Raw genomic sequence first — 23413 nt, 5'->3', positions numbered from 1 at the left:
GCCGCCCATGAGCAGCGTCGAGGAGTTCCGTGCCGAGTTCCGGGCCTGGTTGCGCTCCCATCTGACCGGCGAGTTCGCGGGGCTGCGCGGGCGCGGCGGCCCCGGGCGGGAACACGAGGCCTTCGCCGAACGCCTCGCCTGGGAGAGGCACATGGCGGCCGCGGGATGGACGTGCGTCGGCTGGCCGAAGGAGTACGGCGGCCGTGGCGCGACTCTGGAGCAGCAGGTCGCCTTCCACGAGGAGTACGCCCTCGCCGACGCCCCCGCCCGGGTGGGGCACCTCGGCGAGCAGCTCCTCGGCCCCACCCTGATGGCCTTCGGCACGCCGGAGCAGCGCGAGCGCTTCCTTCCGCCGATCGTCACCGTCGAGGAGTTGTGGTGCCAGGGTTACAGCGAACCGGAGGCAGGCTCGGACCTGGCGAACGTACGGACCCGGGCCGAACTCGACGGTGATCGCTGGGTGGTCACCGGCCAGAAGATCTGGACCTCACTCGCCCAGGAGTCCAACTGGTGCTTCGTGCTCGCGCGCACCGAGCCGCGGACGCCTGGTTCCGCACGCCATGCCGGTCTGTCGTACCTCCTGGTCCCCCTGGACCAGCCCGGTGTCGACATCCGGCCGATCACCCAGCTGACGGGCACCTCCGAGTTCAACGAGGTGTTCTTCGACGGAGCCCGCACCCACACCTCCCATGTGGTCGGTGCACCGGGCGAGGGCTGGAAGGTGGCGATGGCCACCCTGGGCTTCGAGCGAGGGGTGTCCACGCTCGGCCAACAGGTCGGTTTCCGACGTGAGTTGGAGGCGGTCATCGAACTGGCCAAGGGCAACGGCGCCGCCGCGGACCCACTGATCCGGGACCGCATCGCCCGGGCCTGGACCGGACTGGAGATCATCCGCTGCAACGCGCTGCGCATGCTCGACGGGGTGGCCGCCGGAGCACCGGGGCCCGAGGCGTCGATCGGAAAGATCTTCTGGGCGACCTGGCACCGTCAACTCGGCGAACTCGCCATGGACGTCTGCGGCGCCGCCGGCATGGCGGCCGCGGGCGAGCCGTACGACCTGACCGACTGGCAGCGGTTGTTCCTCTTCTCCCGTGCCGACACCATCTACGCCGGATCGAACGAGATCCAGCGCACCATCATCGCCGAGCGCGTCCTCGGGCTACCGAAGGAGCCCCGCCCGTAACTCGCCGCTCGGACCGTACTCGGCACTGAGGCACCACTCCCTGCTCGGCCCCCACTCGCCACTCAGACCGTCCTGACCGTGAGGCGCAAGGTGGAACCGCCCGCGCCGGTCCTCACGCCGACCCGGCCCGCGGGCACGTCGGAGTCGATCTGCGGGTAGTCGTCGCTGGAGATGCGCAGCACCAGCCGGTGGCCCGCGGACAGTCGGTAGTGGACCGGCCAGATGTGCACGCCGAGTGCGTAGTCGGTGCCTGGTTCCACCGGAAAGAGCCGAGTGTGGGTGGCACGGTGGCTCGCCTTGAGCCAGCCTTCCGTGATCCGTGTGCTGGTGCCGTCGGGAGCCTGGTCGTACAGCACTGCCGCGATGTTTCCGTCGGGGGCGGTGAACGAGGCCCGGATGTCGGCCAGGCCGTCTCCGGCGAGCACCAGGTCGTGGCGCAACGGCGGTGTGGTGAAGCGCAGTTGTTGGTGCTCCGCCGGGGGTGTCGTGCCGGTGTTGACATCGAACGCCGCCACGCCGGGGGCTGTTGCTCCGGGGCGCAGCGTTCCGTTCGCCCCGAGCCGGAGGGTGAGTGCCCGTGCGTCGCGCGGGGGCCACTGCTCGAACCGCTGCCAGCCCCTCCCCGCTCCGGGGCCGGGCACTTCGTAGGAGGTGACGTGGGTGGCCGGCAGCGGCGCGTCACGGTTGCGGGCCAGCCAGTGGTCCCACCAGGCGAGGTAGGCGCCGCTGCCGATGCCCGCGTACTGGCCTTCGGGTGAGCCGTGTTCCCAGGGGCCCGATACGAGCCATACGTTGTGGGGGCGGGCTCGGTAGTTCTTGACCATGCCGTCGCGGTAGCGGTCGTACCAGCCGTTGATCTCCAGCGTGGGGACGGTGAGGTTCTCCCAGCGGGACATGACGCTGCGGGCCCGCCAGTAGTCGTCGTAGAGCGGGTGCTCGGCGTAGGTGCGGAGTGTGTCCGGTGCCACCGTCTGCTGCCATTCACGGATGCGCGGTGAGTAGATGCCGCCCCGGTAGATGGTGTTCTCGTACCAGTCGTGAAGCGCGTTGACCGGGATGACGGCCTTCAGGTGTGGCGGCCGGTTCACCGCGGCCAGGAGGGTGGTGTGACCGCCGTAGCTCACGCCCATCTGTCCGATGCGGCCGGTGGAGGCGGGGTGGCGGGCGAGCCACTCGATGACGTCGTAGTTGTCGCGCTGCTCCTGCGGGCCGAACGGGTCGACGGTGCCCGGCGATTGACCGGATCCTCTGACCTGGCACACGAGGGCGATGTAGCCACGGCGCACGAAGTACGCGGCACCGGCACCGAAGGTCTCGGCAGAGTCGGCGTACGCGGTGTACTCGTACACGATGCCGGGGAAGGTGCCGGTGGCGGGCAGGGTCGCGGACGTTCCCGGTCGGTACAACTGGCCTGCCAGGTGGCCGCCGTCACGGAGAGGCACCATCACGTCCTCGCGTACGACCTCATACCGCGCCGGACGGCTGTAGGAGAAGAACGGGTCGGGCAGGAGTCCGGGCTCGCCGACGGCGTCGGCGGAGGACGCGGGGAACGCGGGGAACGGCAGTGCGGCGGTCAGGGGCGCCGCGAGAGCCAGGGAACACATGGCCCGCCGGGACAGCGGTGCCGGCTGCCGGCTCTCTCGTGGTGCACGCATGGTCGCTCCTGGGTGCTGTGTCAGAGGGAGAAGGCGCCGGTGACGAGTGCGCCGACGGTCATGACGAGGGTGGTGGCGAAGGCCCAGCGGAAGATGAAGCGCTGGTGCTCGCCGAGTTGCACACCGCTCATGCCGACCAGGATGAACGTGGACGCGGTGAGCGGGCTGAGCGGGAATCCGGTGGTCATCTGGCCGAGGATGGCGGCCCTGGCGACCTCGGCCGGGGGAACTCCGAAGCCGTCGGCGGTGTGGCCGAGGACGGGGAGTACGCCGAAGTAGTAGGCGTCCGGGGTGAAGACCAGGCTGAGCGGCATGGACGTGAGGGCCACCAGGACGGGCAGATGTCCGCCGAGCGAGTCGGGGATGACGGAGACGAGCGCCTCGGCCATGGAGTCGATCATCTTGGTGCCGGTGAGGACTCCCGTGAGGACGCCGGCGGCGAAGATCATCGTGGTGACCAGGACCACGCTCTTGGCGTGCTTGTCCAGCAGCGCCTGCTGCTGCTCCCAGGTGGGGTGGTTGACCAGCATGGCGACGGCGAACCCGAGCACGAACAGCACGGGCAGCGGCATCACTTCGAGGATCAGACCGACGACGAGGGCGATGGTGAGCACCAGGTTGAACACGGTCAACCAGGCACGGGCGGAGGGAGCGACGGGGGCCGGTATCCGGAGGGTTCCCGGCCCCTCCCCCGCGGCCGCGGGCCGCGCCTGCGGTGCCTTCTCGTCGACGATGTCGTCCCCGCCACGATCCTCCGTGAGGCCGTGGCCCCGCGGGTCGAGCATGCCCAGGCGGCGGCGCTCCCGACGGCCGATCAGGTACGAGGCCACCAGCACCCAGACGATGCCGAAAGCCATCGCCGGCAGGACCGGCGTGAAGACCTCGGAACTCTCCAGTTTCAGCGCCGCCATGGCTCGTACGGTCGGGCCGCCCCAGGGAATCATGTTCATGACTCCCGCACCGAGGCAGACGACCCCGGACAGCACCAGCGGGCTCATGCCGAGTCGCTTGTAGACCGGCAGCAGAGCGGAGACGGTGATGAGGAACGTCGAGGCACCGTCACCGTCCAGTGCCACGCACATCGTGAGGACGGCTGTGCCGACCGTGATGCGCAACGGGTCGTTGCGGACCACGCGCAGGATGCCGCGGATCAACGGATCGAAGAGACCCGCGTCCACCATGAGGCTGAAGTACAGGACGGCGAAGGCGATCATGATGCCCGTGGGGGCCACGGTGGTCAGCCCCTCGAGGACGAGCTCGCCCAGCTCGTCCCCGAAGCCGCCGACCAGCGCCGCCAGCACCGGAAGCAGGACCAGGGCGACCAGAACCGAGACACGCCTCGTCATGGTCAGCAACAAGAAGAGGCCGATCGTGGAATAGCCCAGGGCTGCCAGCATGGCGTCGGCTCGCTTTCTCGGGGAACGGCTCCTGGCGGCAAGGAACAGAAGTCCGGCCTGGAGCACCGGTGTCGCGGGAGAGTTTCCGAGCCGTGACAGATCGGTGTCCAGCATCGAACCGGGATCAACTCATGCGATCTCAGCATCAATGCCGGAGGGTGTGCCTATCCTCCGGCCATGGATGCCACCTTGCGCCAACTGACGGCCTACGCGGCCGTCGCCCGGGCGGCGAGCTTCACCGCCGCCGCGGCGGAGATGCACGTGTCGCAGTCGTCGCTCAGCCGTGCCGTCGCGGATCTGGAGCGGCTGCTCGGCGCGCAGTTGCTCGAACGTGACACGCGCAACGTTCAGTTGACCGCTGCGGGCGTCGAGGCGCTGCGGATAGCCGAGCAGATCGTGAACGCCCATCGAGCGGGCATGAAGGAACTCCGGCGGTTCCTGCTCGGCGAGTCGGGCACGGTCGCGGTGGCCACCCTGCCGTCCGTCGCCGCCGTGCTGCTGCCGCAGGTGATCTCCCGGTTCCGTACGGGGCGTCCGCACGTGACGGTCCGCATCCTCGACGGCCTGGAACGGTCGGTGCTGGACAGGGTCCTGTCCGGCGACGCCGACTTCGCGATCACCACGGTCGGCAAGTCGTCGGTCCAGCTGGAGCAACGCCCGCTGGTGCGGGACCGGTTCGTCGCGGTACTGCCGACCCACCATCCACTCACCGAGCGCACCGAGGTGTCCTGGGAGGACTTGGCCCGCGAGCCCTTCCTCGCCGTCGGGCGCGACTCGAGCGTCCGCAGACTCACCGATGCCGCCTTCGCCCAGGTCGACGCACACGAGGAACCGGCGGCCGAGGCCGGCAGCATCGCCACCGTGGGCGGACTGGTGGCGGCGGGCCTGGGAGTCTCCGCCCTGCCCGCTCTGGTGCTGCCCCTCACCGGTACGGGTCAGGTCGTCTGCCGTGATCTCGTGGGCCCCGTGGTCGACCGCCGCCTGGACATCGCCCTACGGGCCCGCCGCACCCTGCCACTAGCGGCCCACCGCCTCCTGGAGACGCTGGACGAGTTGCGCGTCCAGGGGCACGAATTGCCGGACGGGGTCGCATGGTCCGAGTAACCCGCGCCCCTGTAAGGGGCGCGGGGAACTGCGCAACCAGCCACACACAACTCGCAGCCGAGAAACAACCGGGGATCGGGGGTCTGGGGGCGCAGCCCCCAGGGATGGGACGGGTAGGGGCGGCGGGGGCGAAAGAACCCCGATTCATGCGCAAGCCGCATGGATTGATCGGCTTCCTTTGCTGGACAGGCATTTCTCCGCTTCGGCACGCTGAGATCCCGGGCGCGGTACGTCACCGAACGAGGGAGAGCGTGGATGGCGAGGGAGTGCAACGGTGTCGGATGAGGAGCGGGACACCGGCGGACAGGGGCAGTTGCGGGGGCTGAAAGTCGTCGAGTTCGCCCATGTGGTGGCCGGACCGCTGGCCGGTTCGATGCTCGCCGACCAGGGCGCCGACGTCGTCCACGTCGAGCCGCCCGGCAACGGGGACGCCGCGCGCGCGATGGGACCGCAACGGGACGGCGTCCCCTTGTGGTTCAAGGTCGCCGGGCGCAACAAGCGGTCCATCACCCTGGATCTGCATCACGAGGCCGGCCGGGCCATCGCCCACCGGCTCGTCGCCTGGGCGGACGTCGTGATCGTCACGCTGCGCGCCGGACGCCTGCGCAGCTGGGGACTCGACTGGGAAGCGGTGCACCGGATCAACCCGAAGGCGGTCCTCCTGCAGATATCCGGCTTCGGCGCGACCTCCTCGCAGGCCGACGCCCCCGGCTTCGGCAAGATGGGCGAGGCCCGCAGCGGGGTCGTCCATCTGACCGGTTTCCCCGACGGCCCGCCTGTCCACACCGGCTTCTCCCACGGCGACGCCGTGACCGGCCTGATGGGCGCCTACGCCGTGCTCGCCGCTCTCCACCGGCGCGAGCGAGAGCCCGACTTCGAGGGCGAATGGATCGACCTCGCGCTCTTCGAGCCCCTGTTCCGGCTCGTGGAGTGGCAGGTCATCGTGCACGACCAGCTGGGGACGGTGCCCGAACGCGCCGGCAACCAGCTGGCGGTCGCCCCCGCGGCGGTGATCAACACCTACCGTTCCCGTGACGGCGAATGGATCACGGTGACCTCCGCGACGCCGCGCTCGGTACGCAACGTGGCCCGCCTGCTCGGGCTTCCCGACGAGGAGTTCGCCACGACTCAGCAGCAGCACGCCCGGCGCGGCGAGCTGGACGAGGGGCTGCGCGCCTGGGTGGCGGGCCACTCGACCGCCGAGTGCCTGTCGGAGTTCGCCCGCAACGAGGTGGTGGCCTCACGGGTGTTCAGCGCCGCGGACATCGCCGAAGACCCCGTCTACGCCGAACGCGGCGACATCGTCACCGTCGACGACCCCGATCTCGGCCCCGTACGTATGCAGGGGGTCATCCCGCACTTCCACCGGAACCCGGGGCGCGTCTGGCGCACCGGACCCGCACTCGGCCAGGACAACAGCCTCGTCTACCGCGACTGGCTCGGCCTCGACGAGAAGGAACTCACCGACCTCGAGGAGCGAGGTGTCGTGTAAACCGGGCGACGGTGCGACGGGACGGCCGCCACTGCCCTCCCCGCGCTCTCCGAGCCGCCCTCCGAGCCCTCCGCGTCCCCCGCGCCCCTTGCGCTCGCTGCTCTTCGTGCCGGCGAACAGAACGGAATGGCTGCCGAAGGCGCGGGCGGCAGGCGCCGATGCCGCCATCCTCGACCTCGAGGACGCGGTGCCCCGGCAGGACAAGGCCTCAGCCCGCGCGCGGGTGGTGGAGGCCGTCGCAGACGCCGCCACGGACCCGCGGGGGGGCATGGCACTGTTCGTCCGGATCAACCCGCTCGACAGCTGGACGGGCGCCGAGGAACTGCGCGCGGTCGCCCGCCCCGGACTGGCCGGCATCGTCCTGCCCAAGGTGGGCTGCGTCCAGGACGTACGTCTCGCCGACCGGTTGCTCACCTGGTGTGAGGACGAACAGGGCCTGCCCCGGGGGCAGTTGGTGCTCGTACCTCTGCTGGAGACGGCTCGTGGACTGCGCGAGGCCCATCAGATCGCGTCGGCCGCCGCACGGATCGCGTATCCGGGTGCCCTCACGGCGCCCGGCGGCGACGTCGAACGTGCGGTCGGCTATCGGTGGACCCCCGAAGGAACGGAAACCCTCGCACTGCGCTCGCGCGTCCTGCTGGACGTCCGCGCGGCCGGATCGCCCCACCCCGTCACCGGGCTGTGGACCAACCTCGCGGACCTCGCCGGCCTGCGCGCCTTCGCCGAACAGAACCGCTCCCTCGGATACGAGGGGATGATGGCCATCCACCCTTCCCACGTTCCCGTGATCAACGATGTCTTCTCCCCCGGCCCCGACGAACTCGCCCGCTACGCCCGTCTGATCGCAGCCGTCGAGCAGGCCCAGACACAGGGACGGGGCGCGGCGTCCTTCGAGGGACAGATGGTGGACGAGGCCATGGCCGCGACGGCACGCCTGGTGCTGGAACGGCACGCGAGGAGTGGCGCGCAGGGGGCGAGTGAGGCGCGGGAGAGGAGTGGGCACTAGACCGAGGCCGTTCGGCATGCTGCTCGGCGCGCGCCGCACCACGCTGGTCAGCGCCCTTTCCCATTGCTAGCGTGATCGATCCACCCGAACCCGTGCGAGTGCGCGACGGAAGGACGATGGATGGCGTCTGAACTGCGAAGCGCACAGTGGTACGCCGGGACGGATCGCAACGCCTACATCCATCGCGCGTGGATGCGGCGCGGACTTCCCCAGGACGCCTTCTCGGGCAGACCGCACATCGCCATCGCGAACACCGCGTCGGACCTGACCCCCTGCAACACCCATCTCGGCGAGGTCGCGAAGTCCGTGCGGGACGGCGTGCACGAATCCGGCGGCATTCCTCTGGAGTTGCCGGTGGTCTCGCTCGGCGAGACCCAGATGCGGCCCACGGCCATGCTCTGGCGGAACATGGCCGCGATGGCGGCCGAGGAACTGCTGCGCGCCAACCCGATCGACGGTGTCGTCCTCCTCGGCGGGTGCGACAAGACGATCCCCGCGCTGCTCATGGCCGCCGCTTCGGTGGGCCTGCCCGCCGTCGTCGTGCCCGGCGGCCCGATGCTCACCGGCACCTTCCGCGGCAGACCGCTCGGATGCGGGACGGATGTGTGGCGGCTGAGCGAGGAGGTTCGCGCGGGGACGCTGTCCCAGCAGGACTTCACCCGCTCCGAGTCGTCCATGATCCGTAGCCGGGGGCACTGCAACACGATGGGGACCGCGTCGACGATGGCCGTGGTCGCGGAGGCGCTCGGCATGACCCGGCCCGGCATCGCCGGAACGCCCGCTCCCGACAGCCGACTGCTCGAAGCCGCCCACGAGACGGGGCGGTTGGCCGTCGAGCTCGTGGCGGAGCGGCGAACGCCCGCCGACGTCATGACCGCCGCCTCCTTCCACAACGCGATCGTCGCGCTCGCGGCCACCGGCGGGTCCACCAACGCGGTCGTGCATCTGCTGGCCATCGCCGGCCGTCTCGGCGTACCGCTCGCGCTGGACGACTTCGACCGGATCGGCTCGCATGTCCCGCTCCTGGTCGACCTGTTGCCGGCGGGCACGTACCTCATGGACGACTTCCATCGCGCGGGCGGGCTGCTCGCGGTCCTCCGTGAGGTCCGCGACCTGCTCGACCCTACGGCGGTCACCGTCACCGGCCGTCCGCTCGTCGACTTCCTCGACGACGCGGAGAGCTGGGACCGCGAGGTGATCCGCCCGCGCGAGTCGCCTCTGCAGCCGGACGCGGGCATCGCCGTGCTGCGCGGCAATCTGGCCCCGGACGGCGCCATCATCAAACCCGCCGCCGCCTCGCCCGGTCTTCTCCGACACCGCGGCCGGGCGGTCGTGTTCGACAGCATCGAGGACTTCCACGCCCGCGTCGACGACCCGGAACTGCCCGTCGACGCGGACTCCGTGCTCGTGCTGCGCGGCTGCGGCCCAAAGGGCTACCCCGGCATGCCCGAGGTGTCGAACATGCCCCTGCCGCGCAAGCTGCTGGAGCAGGGCGTACGCGACATGGTGCGCGTGTGCGACGGCCGTATGAGCGGCACGGCGTACGGAACGGTCGTCCTCCATGTCGCCCCGGAGGCCGCCGCCGGAGGCCCGCTCGCTCTGGTACGCGACGGCGACTGGATCGCTCTCGACGTTCCCGCACGCACGCTCACCCTCGATGTCGACGACTCCGAACTGGCGCTGCGCACGCCCAACAAGGCGACCGTGGACGGTTTCGCGAATCCCGAGCGGGGCTGGGAACGCCTGTACGTGGAGCATGTGACGCAGGCCGACACCGGTGCCGATCTCGACTTTCTGACCGGTTCTTCGGGGTCGGTGGTGAGCCGTGAATCGCACTGACCGGACGAAGCGCGTGCGCTCCATGGGCGGCGCGGTCCGCTCGCGCTGCCGCCCGGGTCACCGCCGATGAGGGCCTTCGTCGTGTTCGGGCCCGGCGAGTGCGGCGTCGTGGACGTCGAACCGCCGACGGCCGCACCCGGCGAGGCGGTCGTCGACGTGGCCCGGGTCGGCGTGTGCGGTACCGACGTCGAGTTCTTCAGCGGTGAGATGCAGTACCTCCACGAAGGTCATGCGCGGTATCCGCTGCGCCTGGGCCACGAGTGGACGGGCAGGGTCTCGGCCGTCGGGGAAGGTGTCGACGCGTCCTGGATCGGCCGTCGGGTGATGGGCGACACGATGCTCGGCTGCGGGCTGTGCCGTCGCTGCCGCGACGGTCGGCAGCATGTGTGCGACGCGCGGGAGGAGGTCGGGATCCGCGGTGGCCGGGCCGGGGCCCTGGCCGAGCAGCTCGCCGTACCGGCCGGGTCGTTGTATCCACTGCCGGATGCCGTCGACGACACCCTGGGGGCCTTGGTGGAGCCGGGTGGCAACGCGTTCCGGGCGGCGCGGGCGGCCGCGATCGACGCCGGCGACCGGGTGCTGGTGCTCGGGCCGGGCACCATCGGCCTGCTGGTGGCCATGTTCGCCCGCCGGGCCGGCGCCGAGGTGCACCTGATGGGCCTCACCCGTCAGTCGCTGGACTTCGCCCGCACCCTCGGATTCGACGCCCTGTGGCAGGAGAAAGAGCTTCCCGACCTGCCCTGGGATGCCGTGATCGACGCCTCCAACGCGCCCGAACTGCCCGCGAAGGCGGTCGAGTGGGTCGAGCCCGGGCGACGGGTGGTGTACATCGGTCTCGCGGGATCATCAAGTCCCGTCGACACACGATCACTGGCGCTCAAGGACGTGACGGCCGTCGGAATTCTCAGTGCCTCACCCGGACTCGGCGCCACGATCGACGCGTACGCGAGCGGCGAGGTCGACCCGCGCCCCCTGGTGGCGGCGACGGTAGGCCTCGACGACGTGGGCGCGGTACTGGCGGGCACCCGGCCCGTCGGCGCCGGGCCGGGACCCAAGATCCATGTGGTCCCTGGCGGACAGGACAGGCGCTCCTTTCGACGCAGGCCCTAGTCGGCGAACCCCCGAGGGGAGACGAGCCCGGTCTCGTAGGCGACCACGACGGCCTGGGCACGGTCGCGGAGGGTGAGCTTGGCGAAGATGCGGGCGACGTGCGACTTCACCGTGGCCTCGCTGAGGGTCAGCTCGTGGGCCAGCTCGGCGTTGGACATACCTCGGCCCAGGAACATCAGGACCTCGAGTTCCCTGGGGGGCAGCGCGGCGAGATCGCGGTGAGGGCGCATGGGCTGGGTGCCCTGGCCGGGAGTGCTGTGCTGCCGGCGCGGCGCCGGAGTGGCGAAACGCTCGACGAGTCGCCGCGTGATCGAGGGGGCGAGGAGGGCGTCGCCTGTGTCGACCAGGCGTACGGCGGCCGCCAGGTGTGCGGGGGTGACGTCCTTCAGGAGGAAGCCGCTCGCGCCCAGGGCCAGGGCCTCGTACACGTAACGGTCGAGGTCGAAGGTGGTCAGCATCAGCACCCGGCAGTCCGGGCTCTGCTTCAGGATGAGCCGGGCCGCCTCAAGGCCGTCCATGTTCGGCATACGGATGTCCATGAGGACCACGTCGGGGCGAAGTTCGCGCGCGGCCGCCACCGCCTCGGCTCCGTCGGCCGCCTCGCCGACGACGTCGATGCCGCGGGTCGTCAGCATCACGGTTGTGCTCAACACCCGGGAGCGCCGCCGCGACCTGGGCATGCTCAAGTCCATCGGCATGACGCCACGTCAGGTGACCGTGATGACGGTGTCCTCGATGGCGGCCCTGGGCGCGGCCGGAAGCCTGCTCGGCATCCCCCTCGGCATCCTCGGCCACCACCTGATCGTGCCGGAGATGGCCGACGCGGTGGACCTCGCCCTGCCCGCGTACATGACGGACGTCTGGCAGCCCTCCGCCCTCACGGCCCTCGCCTTCGCGGGCCTCGCGATCACCAGCCTCGGCGCCTTGGTCCCCTCACGCAGGGCGGCCCGCCTGACGATCGCGGAGGTCCTTCACAACGAGTGATCCCCTGAGTGATCCGCAGCGACGGAGGCTCATCTGTCACTCGAGCAACGGCTCCCCCATCTGCCCCACAAGCCCCCGCCACCCCACCGAGCGGCGGCAACGCCGGGCAAAAAATCATGATTTGGGGGCTTTCATATGCTATTGGCAGCGCTAGAATGAAGGTCGGCCTGCGGGACGAGCGAGGGAGTTCAACCGGAGTAGCCGACTTGGGCGTGAAGTGCAGTGACGGCTTCCGCTTAGGCCGACGTCGACGGTTGGGCTGAGAGGCCAGAAGGTCGAGAGACTGGAAGGCGACCCCCACTACCTGATCCGGACAATACCGGCGCAGGGAGCCCGTCTCGTAGGTCTTTCGTGTGCCCCGAGCCCTGCCCCTGGCAGGGCTCGCGGCTTACACCGCCACGCCCTCCACCTGAAGCGTCTGCACGGCACCCGCCGCGAACGGCACACGCAGCAGCTTGCCGCTGAGGTACGTGTCCGCGCGCTCCGTGTACAGGTCGCCACCACCGGCGGTGACCGTGTTCCAGCGGCGGACCTGGCCTCCGGAGCCACCCGTCACGGTGCCGAAGCGGGAGAGGTCGAAGGTGAGGGTCTGGGCCGCGCCCGTGTTGACGGCCACGATGACCAGGCGTCGGGCCGTGGCGTCCAGGGCGGCCACCGCATAGCCGACACCCGTGTCCAGGATCGTCATCCCGGGGCGGATGTGCCGGCTGAACTGGGCCATCACGTAGTACTTGGTCTGGACGGCGCCGGCCTGGAGGGTGCTCGGGTCGTAGTGGATCAGTGCCCAGCCGGCGGTGGGGTCCATCACCTGCCAGCAGCACCAGGCCGTGGGGTGCAGCCAGCGGAAGTCCAGGCACAGGTTGCTCGCCAGGGTGAGGCCCGTGCCGTCCTTGTCGCCGTACTCGGAGTTCCACAGCTGCTTGCGCGCCGTGGTGACGACGTCGGTGTAGAGGAGGTCCCGGCGGCCTCCCGAGCCCTGGTAGCCGTGCACGTTGACGCGGCCCACGAGCGCCTTGGTCGACGAGCTGAACGAGTTCCACGTCGTGCGCGCCAGGTCATAGCTGGTCTCGTCGGACGCGGAGATCCGCGTGCCGGTCAGTCCGCGCTTGTCGAGCTCGCTGCGCAGGTGCGGGAGGACGGCCGACTGGACGGAGGCGTCCATGTGGCAGCCCTCCTGCCCACCGGTGGCGGTCCACCAGTCGGACGAGGGCTCGTTGAAGGGATCGACGGTCGCGAAGTTCACGCCCCAGTTGTTCTTGGCGTACAGAGCGACGGCCGCCAGGTGGGAGGCGTGCTGACGGTAGTTCCACGACTGGAGGTTGTTGCCGCCGCCGGACGCGCCCGAGGGGTTGTGGTTGAGGCACATCCACCACATCGGCGAGTTGGCGAACAGCTCACTGACCGCGCCCCGTTGGGTCGCCTTGACGAGCGCGGCGCGCTGGGCGGCGTCCGCGGACCACTTCCAGGCGGAGGAGGCCGGATCCTCGTTGTTCCAGTCCTGCCAGAAGCCCTCGATCTGCTTGAAGCGCAGGATGTTGGGTGAGGCGACCATGCTTTCGCCGCCGACGCTGTTCCAACTGCACGCGCCGAGGTTGTAGCGGGCGATGTTCAGACCCAGGCCAGGAAGCGTTCTGCCGTTGTACGCGACGGACTTGGTGGTGAAGAAGATGTCGGCGAAGTCGTCCCGCTGCCCGAACACATTGGCCCACCACGCCAACGACGTGCCCCAGCCGTCCCAACGTCCGTACGTCGCACCGGGGTTGACCGCGATGGTCGCGTCGGCCCGTGCGGTTCCCGTCGCCAGGGCGCCACCGAGAAACGTACCGCCCGCCGCAGCCAGTAGTGCCCTGCGTCTTATCATGGATCCTCCTGTCACGCTCATGCCATGCATCGCGTCTGCTGAAGGATGGGGCGGCGCATCAGGGCTTGTCGAGAGGCGTGACAGCGCTTTCTATCTGCATACGATCCGTTCGTCCGGCCGAACATTCCGACACCTCGCGCACCCCTCTCGCGCAAGGCACTTCCTTCGCGTACATGTCAGAAACCGATGCCGGATCCCTTGACGCTGAACCGTTTCATTGCTTCCCTCGAACAGCTGCCTCTGGGAGCGCTCCCATGTCCTGTGTCGGCTCCCAACCCCCTTCTGTGGAAAGGGAACTCCGTGCAGACCACCCCCCACTGGCGCGCGCCGCACCGCCACCTCAGACGCGCGCTGCAAGCCGTCCTCACCGCGGCCCTCGTGGCCTGCCTGCTGTCCTGGACGGGCGGCGCCCCCGCGCATGCCGCGCCGGGCGACGGCTCGGTCTCGGACCCGAACATCGTCTACGTCGGGCGCTGGGACACCGGTTCAGGCACCGCGGCCGTGCCCGGCTGGACCGGCGCGTATCTGCGGACCTCCTTCACCGGCACCACGGTGAAGGTCAAGGCCCGAGACGCCGTGAACCTCTACGTGAGCATCGACGGCAAACCCGACGTCTTCCACGCGGGCGTGCGCGGCACGGTGAACCTCACCCCGCAGCCGCTGCCCGCGGGCACCCACACCCTCCGGATCTCCTATCGCTCCGGCGACACCGTCTTCCAGGGCCTGGTACTGGACTCCGGCGCGCGCACGGTCAGTCCGAGCGTGCCGTCGGGGCTGATCGAGTTCGTCGGCGACTCCATCACCGCCGGCGCCCTCACCGACCGGCTGGCGCTCGACTCGTACGCCTGGAAGACCGGCGAGCAGCTGAACATGCGGCATACGCAGATAGCCCGCGCCGGCTACTGTCTGGTGGCCCAGTCCGGATGCACCGGGCTGAGCGGCCAGTTCTTCAGGACGGGCAGTACCGGCAGCCAGAACTGGGACTTCTCGCGTTACCAGGCGAGCGCGGTGGTCATCAATCTCGGCACGAACGACATCGGGCACGGCGTCTCCGGTGCCACGTTCCAGTCGGCGTACACCACGTTCCTGCGCGACATCCGCGCGAAGTACCCGAACGCCGCCCTCTTCGCGGTGCAGACGCTCAAGAAGCGCTACGTCACCGAGACCAAGGCCGCCGTCCGCGCCCGCAACAGCGCCGGTGACGCCAAGGTGCACTACGTCGACACCACGGGCTGGCTCACCGACGGCGCCGACTACGAGGACGGCAACGGGCATCCCAACGAGTCGGGCCACACCAAGTTCGCCAGTCGTCTGGCCCCGGTCATCCGTGCCGAACTGGGCAGCGCCACCGCGCGTTCCGCCCAGGCAGCGACAGGGGCAGCGGCAGTGGCCGCGGCTCCCGGCCAGCCGGGGGACCCCAACATCAAGTTCGTCGGACGCTGGGACACCCAGAGCTCCAGCACGCTCTACACCCCGTACTGGGCAGGTGCTTACTACCGGGTCGGCTTCACGGGCAGGACCGTCAAGCTGAAGCAGCGCAACACGATCGACTTCTGGGCGCGGATCGACAACGGGCCGGTGAAGTTCTACGACGACGTCAAAGGGACGGTGAATCTGACCCCGTCGGCGCTGTCCGCCGGCAACCACACCCTCCAGGTCAACTACCAGGTGGTCGCGGGCTCCTACCGAGGCGACGCCGTCTTCCAGGGGCTCGTCCTCGACAGCGGTGCGACGACCTTCGCGCCGTCCGCCCCTTCCAAACTCATCGAGTTCGTCGGCGACTCCATCACCGTGGGAACGACGTCCTCGCAGAACGCCCGGACCGCGTACGGCTGGCTGACCGGAGAACGGCTCGGCGCCGAGCACACCCAGATCGCCCAGGGCGGCGCCTGTCTGGTCGCCGCGGCAGACGGATGCGTGGGCCTGGAAAGGCAGTTCAGCAAGCTCAACCCCAACGCGTCCACCCCCGACTGGAGCTTCTCCCGGTACCGGGCGGACGCCGTCGTCATCAACCTGGGCACCAACGACGTCGGCCACGGGGTGAGCTCCGCGCAGTTCCAGTCGGCGTACACCAGCCTGCTGCGCCAGGTACGCGCCGCCTATCCGCAAGCCTGGATCTTCGCGATGGAGACCTTCCGCGGACGGTACGTCCCGCAGACCGAGGCGGCCGTGAAGGCGGCCGTCGACGGCGGCGACTCCCGGATCTCCTTCGTCGACACGACGGGCTGGCTGGGCTCGGGCGACCTCACGGACTCGGTCCACCCCAACGACCAGGGCCACCGCCACATCGCCGACCGGCTCGCACCGGTCATCGCGGCCAGAATCGGCGGCTGACGGCAGAAGCAGAATCCACGGTTCCGAGGGACGAGCGGGGCGTTGCCAAAACGCCCCGCTGGTGACAATGATTCTCACCTCAGTCTCCGGAGGAACAGTGAACGTAACTCTCAACATCTGGGTGCTGACCGTCGCAGCACTGTGCGCACTCATCGCCGTGGACTTCTTCATCGGCCGCAAACCGCACGAGGTGTCGATCAAGGAAGCCGGCATCTGGTCGGCCGTCTGGATCGCGCTGGCCGTACTCTTCGGACTCGGCCTGCTGGCCTTCGGCGGCGCTCAGCCGGCCGGCGAGTTCTTCGCCGGGTTCATCACGGAGAAATCACTGAGCGTCGACAACCTCTTCGTCTTCGTACTGATCATGGCGAAGTTCTCGGTGCCGCCGCAGTACCAGCAGCGGGTGCTGATGATCGGCGTACTGATAGCGCTGGTGCTGCGTACGGTGTTCATCGCGGCCGGTGCCGCGATCATCTCGACCTTCTCCTGGGTCTTCTACCTCTTCGGCGCCTTCCTGATCTGGACCGCCTGGAAGCTCGTCCAGGACGCCCGCCATGACCAGCACGACGAGGAGTACGAGGAGAACAAGCTGCTCAAGGCCGCCGAGGAGCGCTTCGGTGTCGCCGACCGCTATCACGGCACCAAGCTGTTCATCGTGGAGAACGGCAAGCGCGTGATGACGCCGATGATGGTCGTCATGCTGGCCATCGGCTCCACGGACGTGCTGTTCGCGCTGGACTCGATCCCCGCCATCTACGGTCTGACCAAGGACCCGTACATCGTCTTCACCGCCAACGCCTTCGCGCTGATGGGACTACGGCAGCTGTACTTCCTCATCGGCGGTCTGCTCAAGAGGCTGGTCCACCTCAGCTACGGTCTGTCGATCATCCTCGGGTTCATCGGCGTCAAGCTCGTGCTGCACGCGCTGCACGAGTCCGGAGTCCACGTTCCCGAGATCTCCATCCCCTTCTCGCTCGGCTTCATCGTCCTGGTACTCGCCGTGACCACCGTGACCAGCCTGCGCGCCTCGAAGAAGCAGGCCCTGGAGCAGGGGGCGGACGAAACGGATGCCGCGCGTGAGACGGACCGCTCGGCATGACGTGAGGCGAGGCGACAGGGGACGGGGGACGGGCGAGGTGCTGATGCGTGACCGGCGCTGATCAGTCGATGTCGCGGTAATCCTGCAGCACCTGGGAGCGTGTGGGATGGCGGAGCTTGGACATCGTCTTGGCCTCGATCTGGCGGATGCGCTCTCGGGTCACTCCGTACACCTGGCCGATCTCTTCCAAGGTCTTCGTCCGGCCGTCGTCGAGGCCGTACCGCAGGGAGATGATCCCGGCCTCGCGCGGTGTCATGGTGGCGAGGAGGGCCTTGATTTCATCCTTGAGCAGCAGGAACGTGACCATGTCCGAAGGAGAGACGGTCTCGGTGTCCTCAATCACGTCACCGAGTTCGGTGCTGCCTTCCTCTCCCAACGGCATGTGAAGCGAGACAGGATCCTTGGCGTACCCGTCGACCTCTATGATCTTCGCTACGGGCACCTCCAGCTGCTCCGCCAGTTCCTCCAGTGTGGGATCGACGCCCAGGTCCTGGAGCATTTCCCGACGGACCTTGGCCACTCTGTTGATCATCTCCACCATGTGGACGGGAATCCGGATGATCCGGCTCTGATCGGCCAGGGCGCGCGATATCGCCTGGCGTATCCACCAGGTCGCGTACGTCGAGAACTTGAACCCTCTGGTGTAGTCGAACTTCTCGACGGCACGAATCAGACCCGTGTTTCCCTCTTGAATCAGGTCGAGAAACATGAGCCCGCGTCTGCTGTAGCGTTTGGCGATGGAGACGACCAGTCGCAGATTCGCCTCGATGAGGTGGGATTTCGCCCTGCGTCCATCCTCGGCGAGGATCTCCAGCTCCCGGCGGAAGCGCGGATCCAGCAGGCCAGGGTCTTCCTCGATCTTGTTCTGGGCGAGCAGGCCGGCCTCGATGCGCTTCGCGATCTCCACCTCCTGCTGGGCGCTGAGGAGACGGACACGGGCGATGAGTTTGAGATAGTCCCGTACTTGGTCAACCGTGGCGCTACCCGTGGCGAGTTGCGGGACGGGGCCGTCGGCCTCGTCGTCGTCCTCGTCCACCCGGGACAGCGGAAGCGGCTCCTCCTCCAGCGCCTTGATGCTCATCTCCATCGCGCTCAGCTTCTCTTCCCGTTTCGGGCCGCTGGAATCCTGAATTACCGTCGACACGCCACACACATCAGGTTCGCTCAGTTACCGTACACCTGGTTGCCCGCTCGTAGACCGCAGCACATTACGGCAAAAACCCGGTGAAATGAATCATGCCGACCGTGCTGTTGATTTTCCCGGAGATTTGTGGACCCGTTGCCAGTCGCCAGTTGCCGGAGAAAGATCATTTGGTTTTCTTCGGATGTCACCGCGCGCGACACGGTGATCCGCTAGCTGGACCGGCGGCCAGCGGCAACAACTCGCCGTCGACCGGGCCCTGGTGGATGAGATCGAGGAGACGATGCCGTCGCCGGCCGTTGAGCGCGTGAACAGGTGTTACGGCGTGTCCTGCTTGGCGTAGTGTCGGCCTCCAGGCTTGTCTGCCGGTGTTCCACTCCTTGCCCGTGGGGACGAAGTGGAGACGAACGGTCCGTAAGGGACGAACGAGGACGCTGCCACGACACCGGGAGATCTCGCATGAGCACTGCGCCTCACCCCCTGCTCGTCCGCGCGCGGCACCTCGCCACGGAGGTGCTCGCGCCGTGGGCGGAGCAGGTGGACCAGGAGAGTGTGCCCACGAGTCACATCGAGGCCCTCAAGGCGTCGGGGCTGCTCGGGGCGACCGCGCCGTTGGCGTACGGCGGCTCGGCGGCACCCGCCTCGGTGGTCCGCGAGATCGCGGAGATCCTGGCCGGATCGTGCTGCTCCACCTGGTTCGTGCAGACGCAGCACAACAGTCCTCTGAAGACCCTGGTCGAGAGCGAACTGCCCATCCGGGAGAAGCTGTTGCGCCGCCTGGCCGAGGGCGAGCTGCTCTCCGGAGTCGCCTACTCGCATCTGCGCGCGTTCCCCCGCGTTCCGGTCCGGGCCACGCCCGAGAGCGGGGGTGTGCGCTTCGACGGCCGGGTGGCCTGGTACACGGGCTGGGGCCTCAACGACGTGATGATGCTCGCGGGCGTGACCGCCGAGAACGAGGTGCTGTTCGCCTTCACCGAGGCCCGCGAGCGGCCGGGGCTTCGCCCCTCTCCCCCGATGCGCCTCGCCGCCCTGACCGCCGCGCGCACCGTCTCCCTCGATCTGACGGGCCTGTGGGTGCCCGAGGATGCCATCGCCCTGCGGACCTCGTACGAGAAGTGGGCGGCCGCGGACCGAGCCAGGAGCGCCAACGCCAATCCGGCGGTCTTCGGTGTCGCGCACGCGGCACTCCAGCTCCTGGAGGAGGCCGGCGAACGCGACAGCAAGGAAACCGGCCGCGCGCTGCGCATCCGCCTCGACAGGGTCCGCCGCCAGGCCTACGCCCTCGCCGATCACCCGGTGGCGCACGAGTACATCGAGGAGCGGCTGGCGTACCGGACGCAGGCTCACCATCTGATGCGCGCGGCGACGACCGCGGCCCTGGTCGCCGGTGGCGGAAGGTCGATGGCGCTGGGCAGCCGGGCCCAGCGACTGGCGCGCGAGGGGATGTTCCTGCTGGTGCAGGGGCAGACCGCCGAGACGAGGGCGGCGCACCTCGGGTCGTTGGCGGACAACTGCTGACGAGGGTCTGTGCCCGCGAAGGCCGTCACGCCGTGACGGCCGTGACGGCGCCAACGGCGGTCATCCAAGCGGCGGTTCAGCCTGCCGCGGCATCGGTTCCTCGGGGTCGTCCGGGTCCTCCGGGTCCTCCGGGTCCTCCGGGGGAACACCGCAGCATCCGCTTGAAGCCCAGCAAGGTCCGGTACCGGTCTCGGGCGGCGAACTCCCCCATGGTCCACACCGCTGGACGCCCGGCCTCCGCACAGAGATGAAGGATCCTGTCCTGCCCCACGACTACGCCTAAGTGCGCGCCCCATGCCTCGTCGGTGGCGTTGAAGAGGGCGAGGTCGAGGGGCTGGGCGACCGTGACGCGGCGCGTTCGTCGCGCATCGGCCCACAGGTCGCTGGAACGCCAGGCCTCGGGCGCCAGACCGAAGAGTTCGAGGACCGCGTACGCGAACAACTGGCAGTTGGCCCCGTCGGTGAGACCCGGTCGGTCGCGTACCGCCGCGGATCCCGGAAACCGTGCCCCGGCATACGGGGTCGCCCACATGTCCGCCGGTATCCGCGCGAGCACGTCGTTCACGTCCATCCTCGGATCCCTCCAGGAACACTGAACGTGGCAGCTCATCACGCTGTGAAGCAGCTACGGTAGCCCGCTTCCCCTCCCGCCTCTGTGGACTCGCGCACCACTACACATAAAGAAGAAATAAGCGCAGAATGGACGTAAGCGGCGCTTACCGCATACCACACCAGAGCGGTCGGGCCGGCAGAGAACAAAGGAGACGAGTCATGTCCAACGTCTCACACACCAGAGGTGACATCACCACCCACCCTGATGTATCCGAGATGCGGGAGCGGTATGACCGTGTGCTCGGTGGTCGCGATGTGGCGCTCGTGGACGGACCGGTGTTCCTGCTCGGTCTGTACTGCGCCGCGTCCCCGTGGATTCTCCACTACACGACAAGCCAGACCCCGCTCGTGACGCACAACCTCATCATGGGCATCGCGATAGGCGTGCTGGCGCTCGGATTCACCACCACTCCGGCGCGCATGTACGGCCTGAGCTGGGCCATGTCCGCCGTGGGCGTGTGGCTGATCATCTCGCCGTGGGTCGTGGGCGACAGCCCCGACGCGGGCGTCATCGTGAACAACGCCATCATCGGCGGTCTCGCCGTGGTGCTGGGGTTGATCTGCGCGGCCGCATCGGCGAAGTCGAAGGGCGCACGGCGCACGGCGCAGACGTAGCAGGGTGTCTGCGGGAATGAGAACGGTCGGCCGGTCCGCGCGTTCGCGTCACGGGCCGGCCGACTCACGTCCGTGGCTGAGCCGGTAGGCACGCTCCACCCCTCAGCCGGTCGGTACGCTCCACGGCTCCTCCGGCAGTGGGCTGCCGGTCTCGAGGAGCGACTTCAGATTCGACAGAACGGCCGCCCAGCCGGAGGCCGCCTCTGCGGCCTCGCCCTCGTCGGCCAGGTCCTCGTGCGTGACGGTGAGCCGGACGATCCCGCCGTGCGGCCGGATGTCGAAGGTGACCCTGGAGTACTTGTCCTGCTGCTCCTCGTCCTCGGGCGCGGCCCAGGTGGTCACCAGCCGGACGGGCCGTTCGCTCTCCAGGACGGTGCCCACCACATCGGCGGTGCCCGAACCGTCCGTACGCCGGTGTTCCCAGCGGGAGCCGGTCCTCCAGTCCGAGACGTTGCTGTGGCCCCAGTAGGCGGCGGTCAGGTCGGCGTCGGTGAGAGCGTCCCAGACCTGTTCGGGGGTGCTCTCTATATAGGTGACGTACACGAACGTCGGTTTGTCGGTCATGGCTTCCTCGGCTCGTCGCTTGAGGTCGCTGAGCGCACGCAGGCGTGGGCGCTCGAATTTGTCGATCCACCGCTCCTGCATCTCGTGGAGCGGTACGGGATTGAGGTAGTGCAGCTTTTCCCGCCCCCGCCGCACCGTGCTGACCAGATGGGCAGCCTCCAGGACAGCCAGGTGCTGGGTCACGGACTGACGAGTCATGTCGATGCGCTCACACAGCTCTCCCAGGGTCTGCCCGTTGTGTTCATGCAGCCTGTCGAGCAGCTGCCGACGCGTCCCGTCCGCCAGCGCCTTGAAGACCTGGTCCATCTCCGAATCCCTCTCCGATCGCACACTCCAGGTTATGTAGCCAATTACCTGCATGTCAATCGGCGGGCGGGGGCAGGGCCTGCTTGGTGGCCCTGCTGCTGGGCGCCCTTTCAGACCGGCGAGGGGAGCGCCCCTACAGGGGCGCGGGGAACTGCGCGACCAGCCACAGCCGACCCGCATCCGAAGTGCGACCCCGGGGTGGGGGTCTGGGGGCGCAGCCCCCAGACAGGGGCCACTGGGCGCCATCCCGTCCTGTCGCAGCGGATTGCCGTCGCCCCGACGCGATCCCGCACAATATTCACTGGCTGGGCGCGGGCGGGCCGCTCACACTGGCGCGGTGAGCCGAACTTTCAGTGCGTGGGTCACGTCGGGTGAGGACTTTCTCGGTGTTACGGGCGCCTTCTCCGTCGACGTGCCGTGGTGGGCCGAAGTCGAGCCGGTCGTCGGACAGTTGCGGCAGGCGCTCGGGGTACCGGTGTGGGTGCTGCGTCTGCTGTCCGTCGAAGGTGGCGAGGGCGGACGAGACGGTCATGTGACGTACCACGTCGAGGCGTTGGAGCGGCCGGGGCACGGGCTGTCCGCGGGGAAACCGTCGCCTGACGTCGGTGAGTTGAACGGGTACGAGGCGCTGCGGGCACCGTGGGCGCGGACCGACGGACTACGGGAGCTTCTCGACTGGTCGGCGCGTACGTTGTCGGCAGCGGGGCGGCCTGTGACCGGCCCGGTGCAGCAACACCGCACCTGGAACCTCGCGGGGCTCTTCCGCCTGCCCACGGCGCGAGGTCCGGTGTGGCTCAAGAGCACCCCGCACTTCGCCGCCGACGAGGCGGCGGTCATCGCCGCGTTCGCGCGCGTCGATCCGGGCCTGGTGCCGAGGGTCCTCGGCTCCGCCGACCGGCGCATCCTGATGGAGCACATCCCCGGCGAGGACTGCTGGAACGCCTCGCCCGAGACCATCGCCGCCGGAGTGCGGCGCTTCGTCGCCGCGCAGGCCGCGCTGGCCTCTCGGCCCGACGAACGCCCGCCCGGCCTGCCGGACCGCCGTACACCTGTCCTGGCCGAGCGCGTCCGGGAACTGCTCGACGGGCCGGTCACCGGCGAACTGACGACACAAGAGGTAGCTGCCGCCGGGGAGTTGGCGGGCCGCTGGAGCGCGCTCGACGAATGCGGTCTGCCGGACACGGTCGTGCACGGTGACTTCCATCCGGGCAACTGGCGCAGCGACGGCGGGCCACCCGTGGTCCTCGACTTCGCCGACGCCCATTGGGGCCATCCGGTCCTGGACAGCCTGCGCCTGCACGACTTCCTTCCCGAAGCCGTGCGGGCGACCGCCGCCCGCGCCTGGGTCGACGCATGGCAGGCCCACGTGCCCGGCAGCGACCCGGCGCGCGCCCTGGCCGTGGCCGAGCCGCTCGCCCCTCTCGCGAACGCGGTCCGCTATCAGGAGTTCCTGGACGGCATCGAACCGTCCGAGCGGATCTACCACTCCGGAGACCCCGCCTCGGCGATCCGCGACGCGGTGCGATGCGCCACGGCTTCCGACCCGGATCTCGCCCCTGCGCGACGCTGACCGAGGGCGAAACGAGGAGTGCGCTG

Annotated in this window: 18 protein-coding genes and 1 pseudogene; 12 read left to right on the top strand and 7 right to left on the bottom strand. The window is 69.1% G+C overall.

The genetic code is table 11. From position 1 onward, the window contains the following. Positions 1-7: 7 nt before the first annotated feature. A complete protein-coding gene (locus tag FE633_RS15745; RefSeq protein ID WP_138045766.1) occupies positions 8-1183 on the top strand; it encodes an acyl-CoA dehydrogenase family protein in 1176 nt (391 codons plus the stop codon). A 62-nt stretch (positions 1184-1245) separates the two neighbouring features. Here FE633_RS15745 and FE633_RS15740 read toward each other — a convergent pair whose 3' ends face one another. Then, the gene (locus tag FE633_RS15740) at positions 1246-2838 is read right to left on the bottom strand and encodes a CocE/NonD family hydrolase (protein ID WP_171059965.1); all 1593 of its coding nucleotides are present in this window, start codon (positions 2836-2838) and stop codon (positions 1246-1248) included. Between the two features lie 20 nt (positions 2839-2858). Continuing rightward, positions 2859-4235, bottom strand: coding sequence for a CitMHS family transporter (locus tag FE633_RS15735; protein ID WP_171059964.1), 1377 nt, complete (start codon positions 4233-4235; stop codon positions 2859-2861). Positions 4236-4412: 177 nt separating this feature from the next. Here FE633_RS15735 and FE633_RS15730 point away from each other — a divergent pair, with 177 nt between their 5' ends. From FE633_RS15730 to FE633_RS15710, 5 genes are all read left to right on the top strand, one after another. Further along, positions 4413-5339: a LysR family transcriptional regulator gene (locus FE633_RS15730; protein WP_138045764.1), complete on the top strand. Its 927-nt coding sequence runs from the start codon at positions 4413-4415 to the stop codon at positions 5337-5339. A 274-nt stretch (positions 5340-5613) separates the two neighbouring features. Then, entirely contained in the window at positions 5614-6831 is a 1218-nt protein-coding gene (locus FE633_RS15725; RefSeq protein ID WP_138045763.1) for a CaiB/BaiF CoA transferase family protein, read from the top strand. A gap of 88 nt (positions 6832-6919) precedes the next feature. After that, entirely contained in the window at positions 6920-7837 is a 918-nt protein-coding gene (locus tag FE633_RS15720) for an HpcH/HpaI aldolase/citrate lyase family protein (RefSeq protein ID WP_138045762.1), read from the top strand. 120 nt (positions 7838-7957) lie between these two features. Continuing rightward, positions 7958-9676 (top strand): IlvD/Edd family dehydratase, encoded by a 1719-nt coding sequence (locus tag FE633_RS15715; protein WP_138045761.1) that lies wholly within the window; start codon positions 7958-7960, stop codon positions 9674-9676. A 66-nt stretch (positions 9677-9742) separates the two neighbouring features. Further along, positions 9743-10786 carry a zinc-dependent alcohol dehydrogenase gene (locus FE633_RS15710; protein ID WP_138045760.1) on the top strand — a complete coding sequence of 348 codons (1044 nt, stop codon included), beginning with the start codon at positions 9743-9745 and terminating at the stop codon, positions 10784-10786. Here the strand turns inward: FE633_RS15710 and FE633_RS15705 are convergent. Next, the gene (locus tag FE633_RS15705; protein ID WP_138045759.1) at positions 10783-11484 is read right to left on the bottom strand and encodes a response regulator; all 702 of its coding nucleotides are present in this window, start codon (positions 11482-11484) and stop codon (positions 10783-10785) included. The genes FE633_RS15710 and FE633_RS15705 overlap by 4 nt on opposite strands. Between FE633_RS15705 and FE633_RS15700 the strand changes: the two genes are divergently transcribed. Further along, complete coding sequence (locus FE633_RS15700) at positions 11429-11770, top strand: ABC transporter permease (RefSeq protein WP_246113635.1); 342 nt, start codon at positions 11429-11431, stop codon at positions 11768-11770. The two genes, FE633_RS15705 and FE633_RS15700, sit on opposite strands and share 56 nt — an antisense overlap. Positions 11771-12158: 388 nt before the next feature. Here FE633_RS15700 and FE633_RS15695 read toward each other — a convergent pair whose 3' ends face one another. Continuing rightward, entirely contained in the window at positions 12159-13631 is a 1473-nt protein-coding gene (locus tag FE633_RS15695) for a glycoside hydrolase (RefSeq protein WP_138045757.1), read from the bottom strand. 300 nt (positions 13632-13931) lie between these two features. Between FE633_RS15695 and FE633_RS15690 the strand changes: the two genes are divergently transcribed. Continuing rightward, on the top strand, positions 13932-15965 hold the full coding sequence (locus tag FE633_RS15690) for a GDSL-type esterase/lipase family protein (RefSeq protein WP_138045756.1): 2034 nt from the start codon (positions 13932-13934) through the stop codon (positions 15963-15965). A gap of 97 nt (positions 15966-16062) precedes the next feature. Continuing rightward, on the top strand, positions 16063-17061 hold the full coding sequence (locus FE633_RS15685) for a TerC family protein (RefSeq protein WP_138045755.1): 999 nt from the start codon (positions 16063-16065) through the stop codon (positions 17059-17061). Between the two features lie 61 nt (positions 17062-17122). Here the strand turns inward: FE633_RS15685 and FE633_RS15680 are convergent. Beyond that, positions 17123-18187, bottom strand: a pseudogene (locus FE633_RS15680) (RNA polymerase sigma factor); the annotation flags it as partial. A gap of 474 nt (positions 18188-18661) precedes the next feature. Here FE633_RS15680 and FE633_RS15675 point away from each other — a divergent pair. After that, a complete protein-coding gene (locus FE633_RS15675) occupies positions 18662-19720 on the top strand; it encodes an acyl-CoA dehydrogenase family protein (protein ID WP_138045754.1) in 1059 nt (352 codons plus the stop codon). Between the two features lie 76 nt (positions 19721-19796). On the opposite strand, the gene FE633_RS15670 is transcribed toward FE633_RS15675, so the two are convergent. Then, complete coding sequence (locus FE633_RS15670; RefSeq protein ID WP_342791175.1) at positions 19797-20291, bottom strand: hydrolase; 495 nt, start codon at positions 20289-20291, stop codon at positions 19797-19799. A 200-nt stretch (positions 20292-20491) separates the two neighbouring features. On the opposite strand from FE633_RS15670, the gene FE633_RS15665 reads away from it, so the two are divergent. Next, complete coding sequence (locus FE633_RS15665) at positions 20492-20947, top strand: SPW repeat protein (RefSeq protein WP_138045753.1); 456 nt, start codon at positions 20492-20494, stop codon at positions 20945-20947. Between the two features lie 102 nt (positions 20948-21049). Here the strand turns inward: FE633_RS15665 and FE633_RS15660 are convergent, their stop codons facing one another. Next, positions 21050-21817 (bottom strand): ArsR/SmtB family transcription factor, encoded by a 768-nt coding sequence (locus FE633_RS15660; RefSeq protein ID WP_138045752.1) that lies wholly within the window; start codon positions 21815-21817, stop codon positions 21050-21052. 337 nt (positions 21818-22154) lie between these two features. Between FE633_RS15660 and FE633_RS15655 the strand changes: the two genes are divergently transcribed. Continuing rightward, complete coding sequence (locus FE633_RS15655; protein WP_246113634.1) at positions 22155-23387, top strand: aminoglycoside phosphotransferase family protein; 1233 nt, start codon at positions 22155-22157, stop codon at positions 23385-23387. The last annotated feature ends 26 nt before the right edge of the window (positions 23388-23413 follow it).

The sequence above is a fragment of the Streptomyces montanus genome, assembly GCF_005786655.1.
Classification (GTDB): domain Bacteria; phylum Actinomycetota; class Actinomycetes; order Streptomycetales; family Streptomycetaceae; genus Streptomyces; species Streptomyces sporangiiformans.
This window is presented reverse-complemented; position numbering and strand designations above follow the sequence as displayed.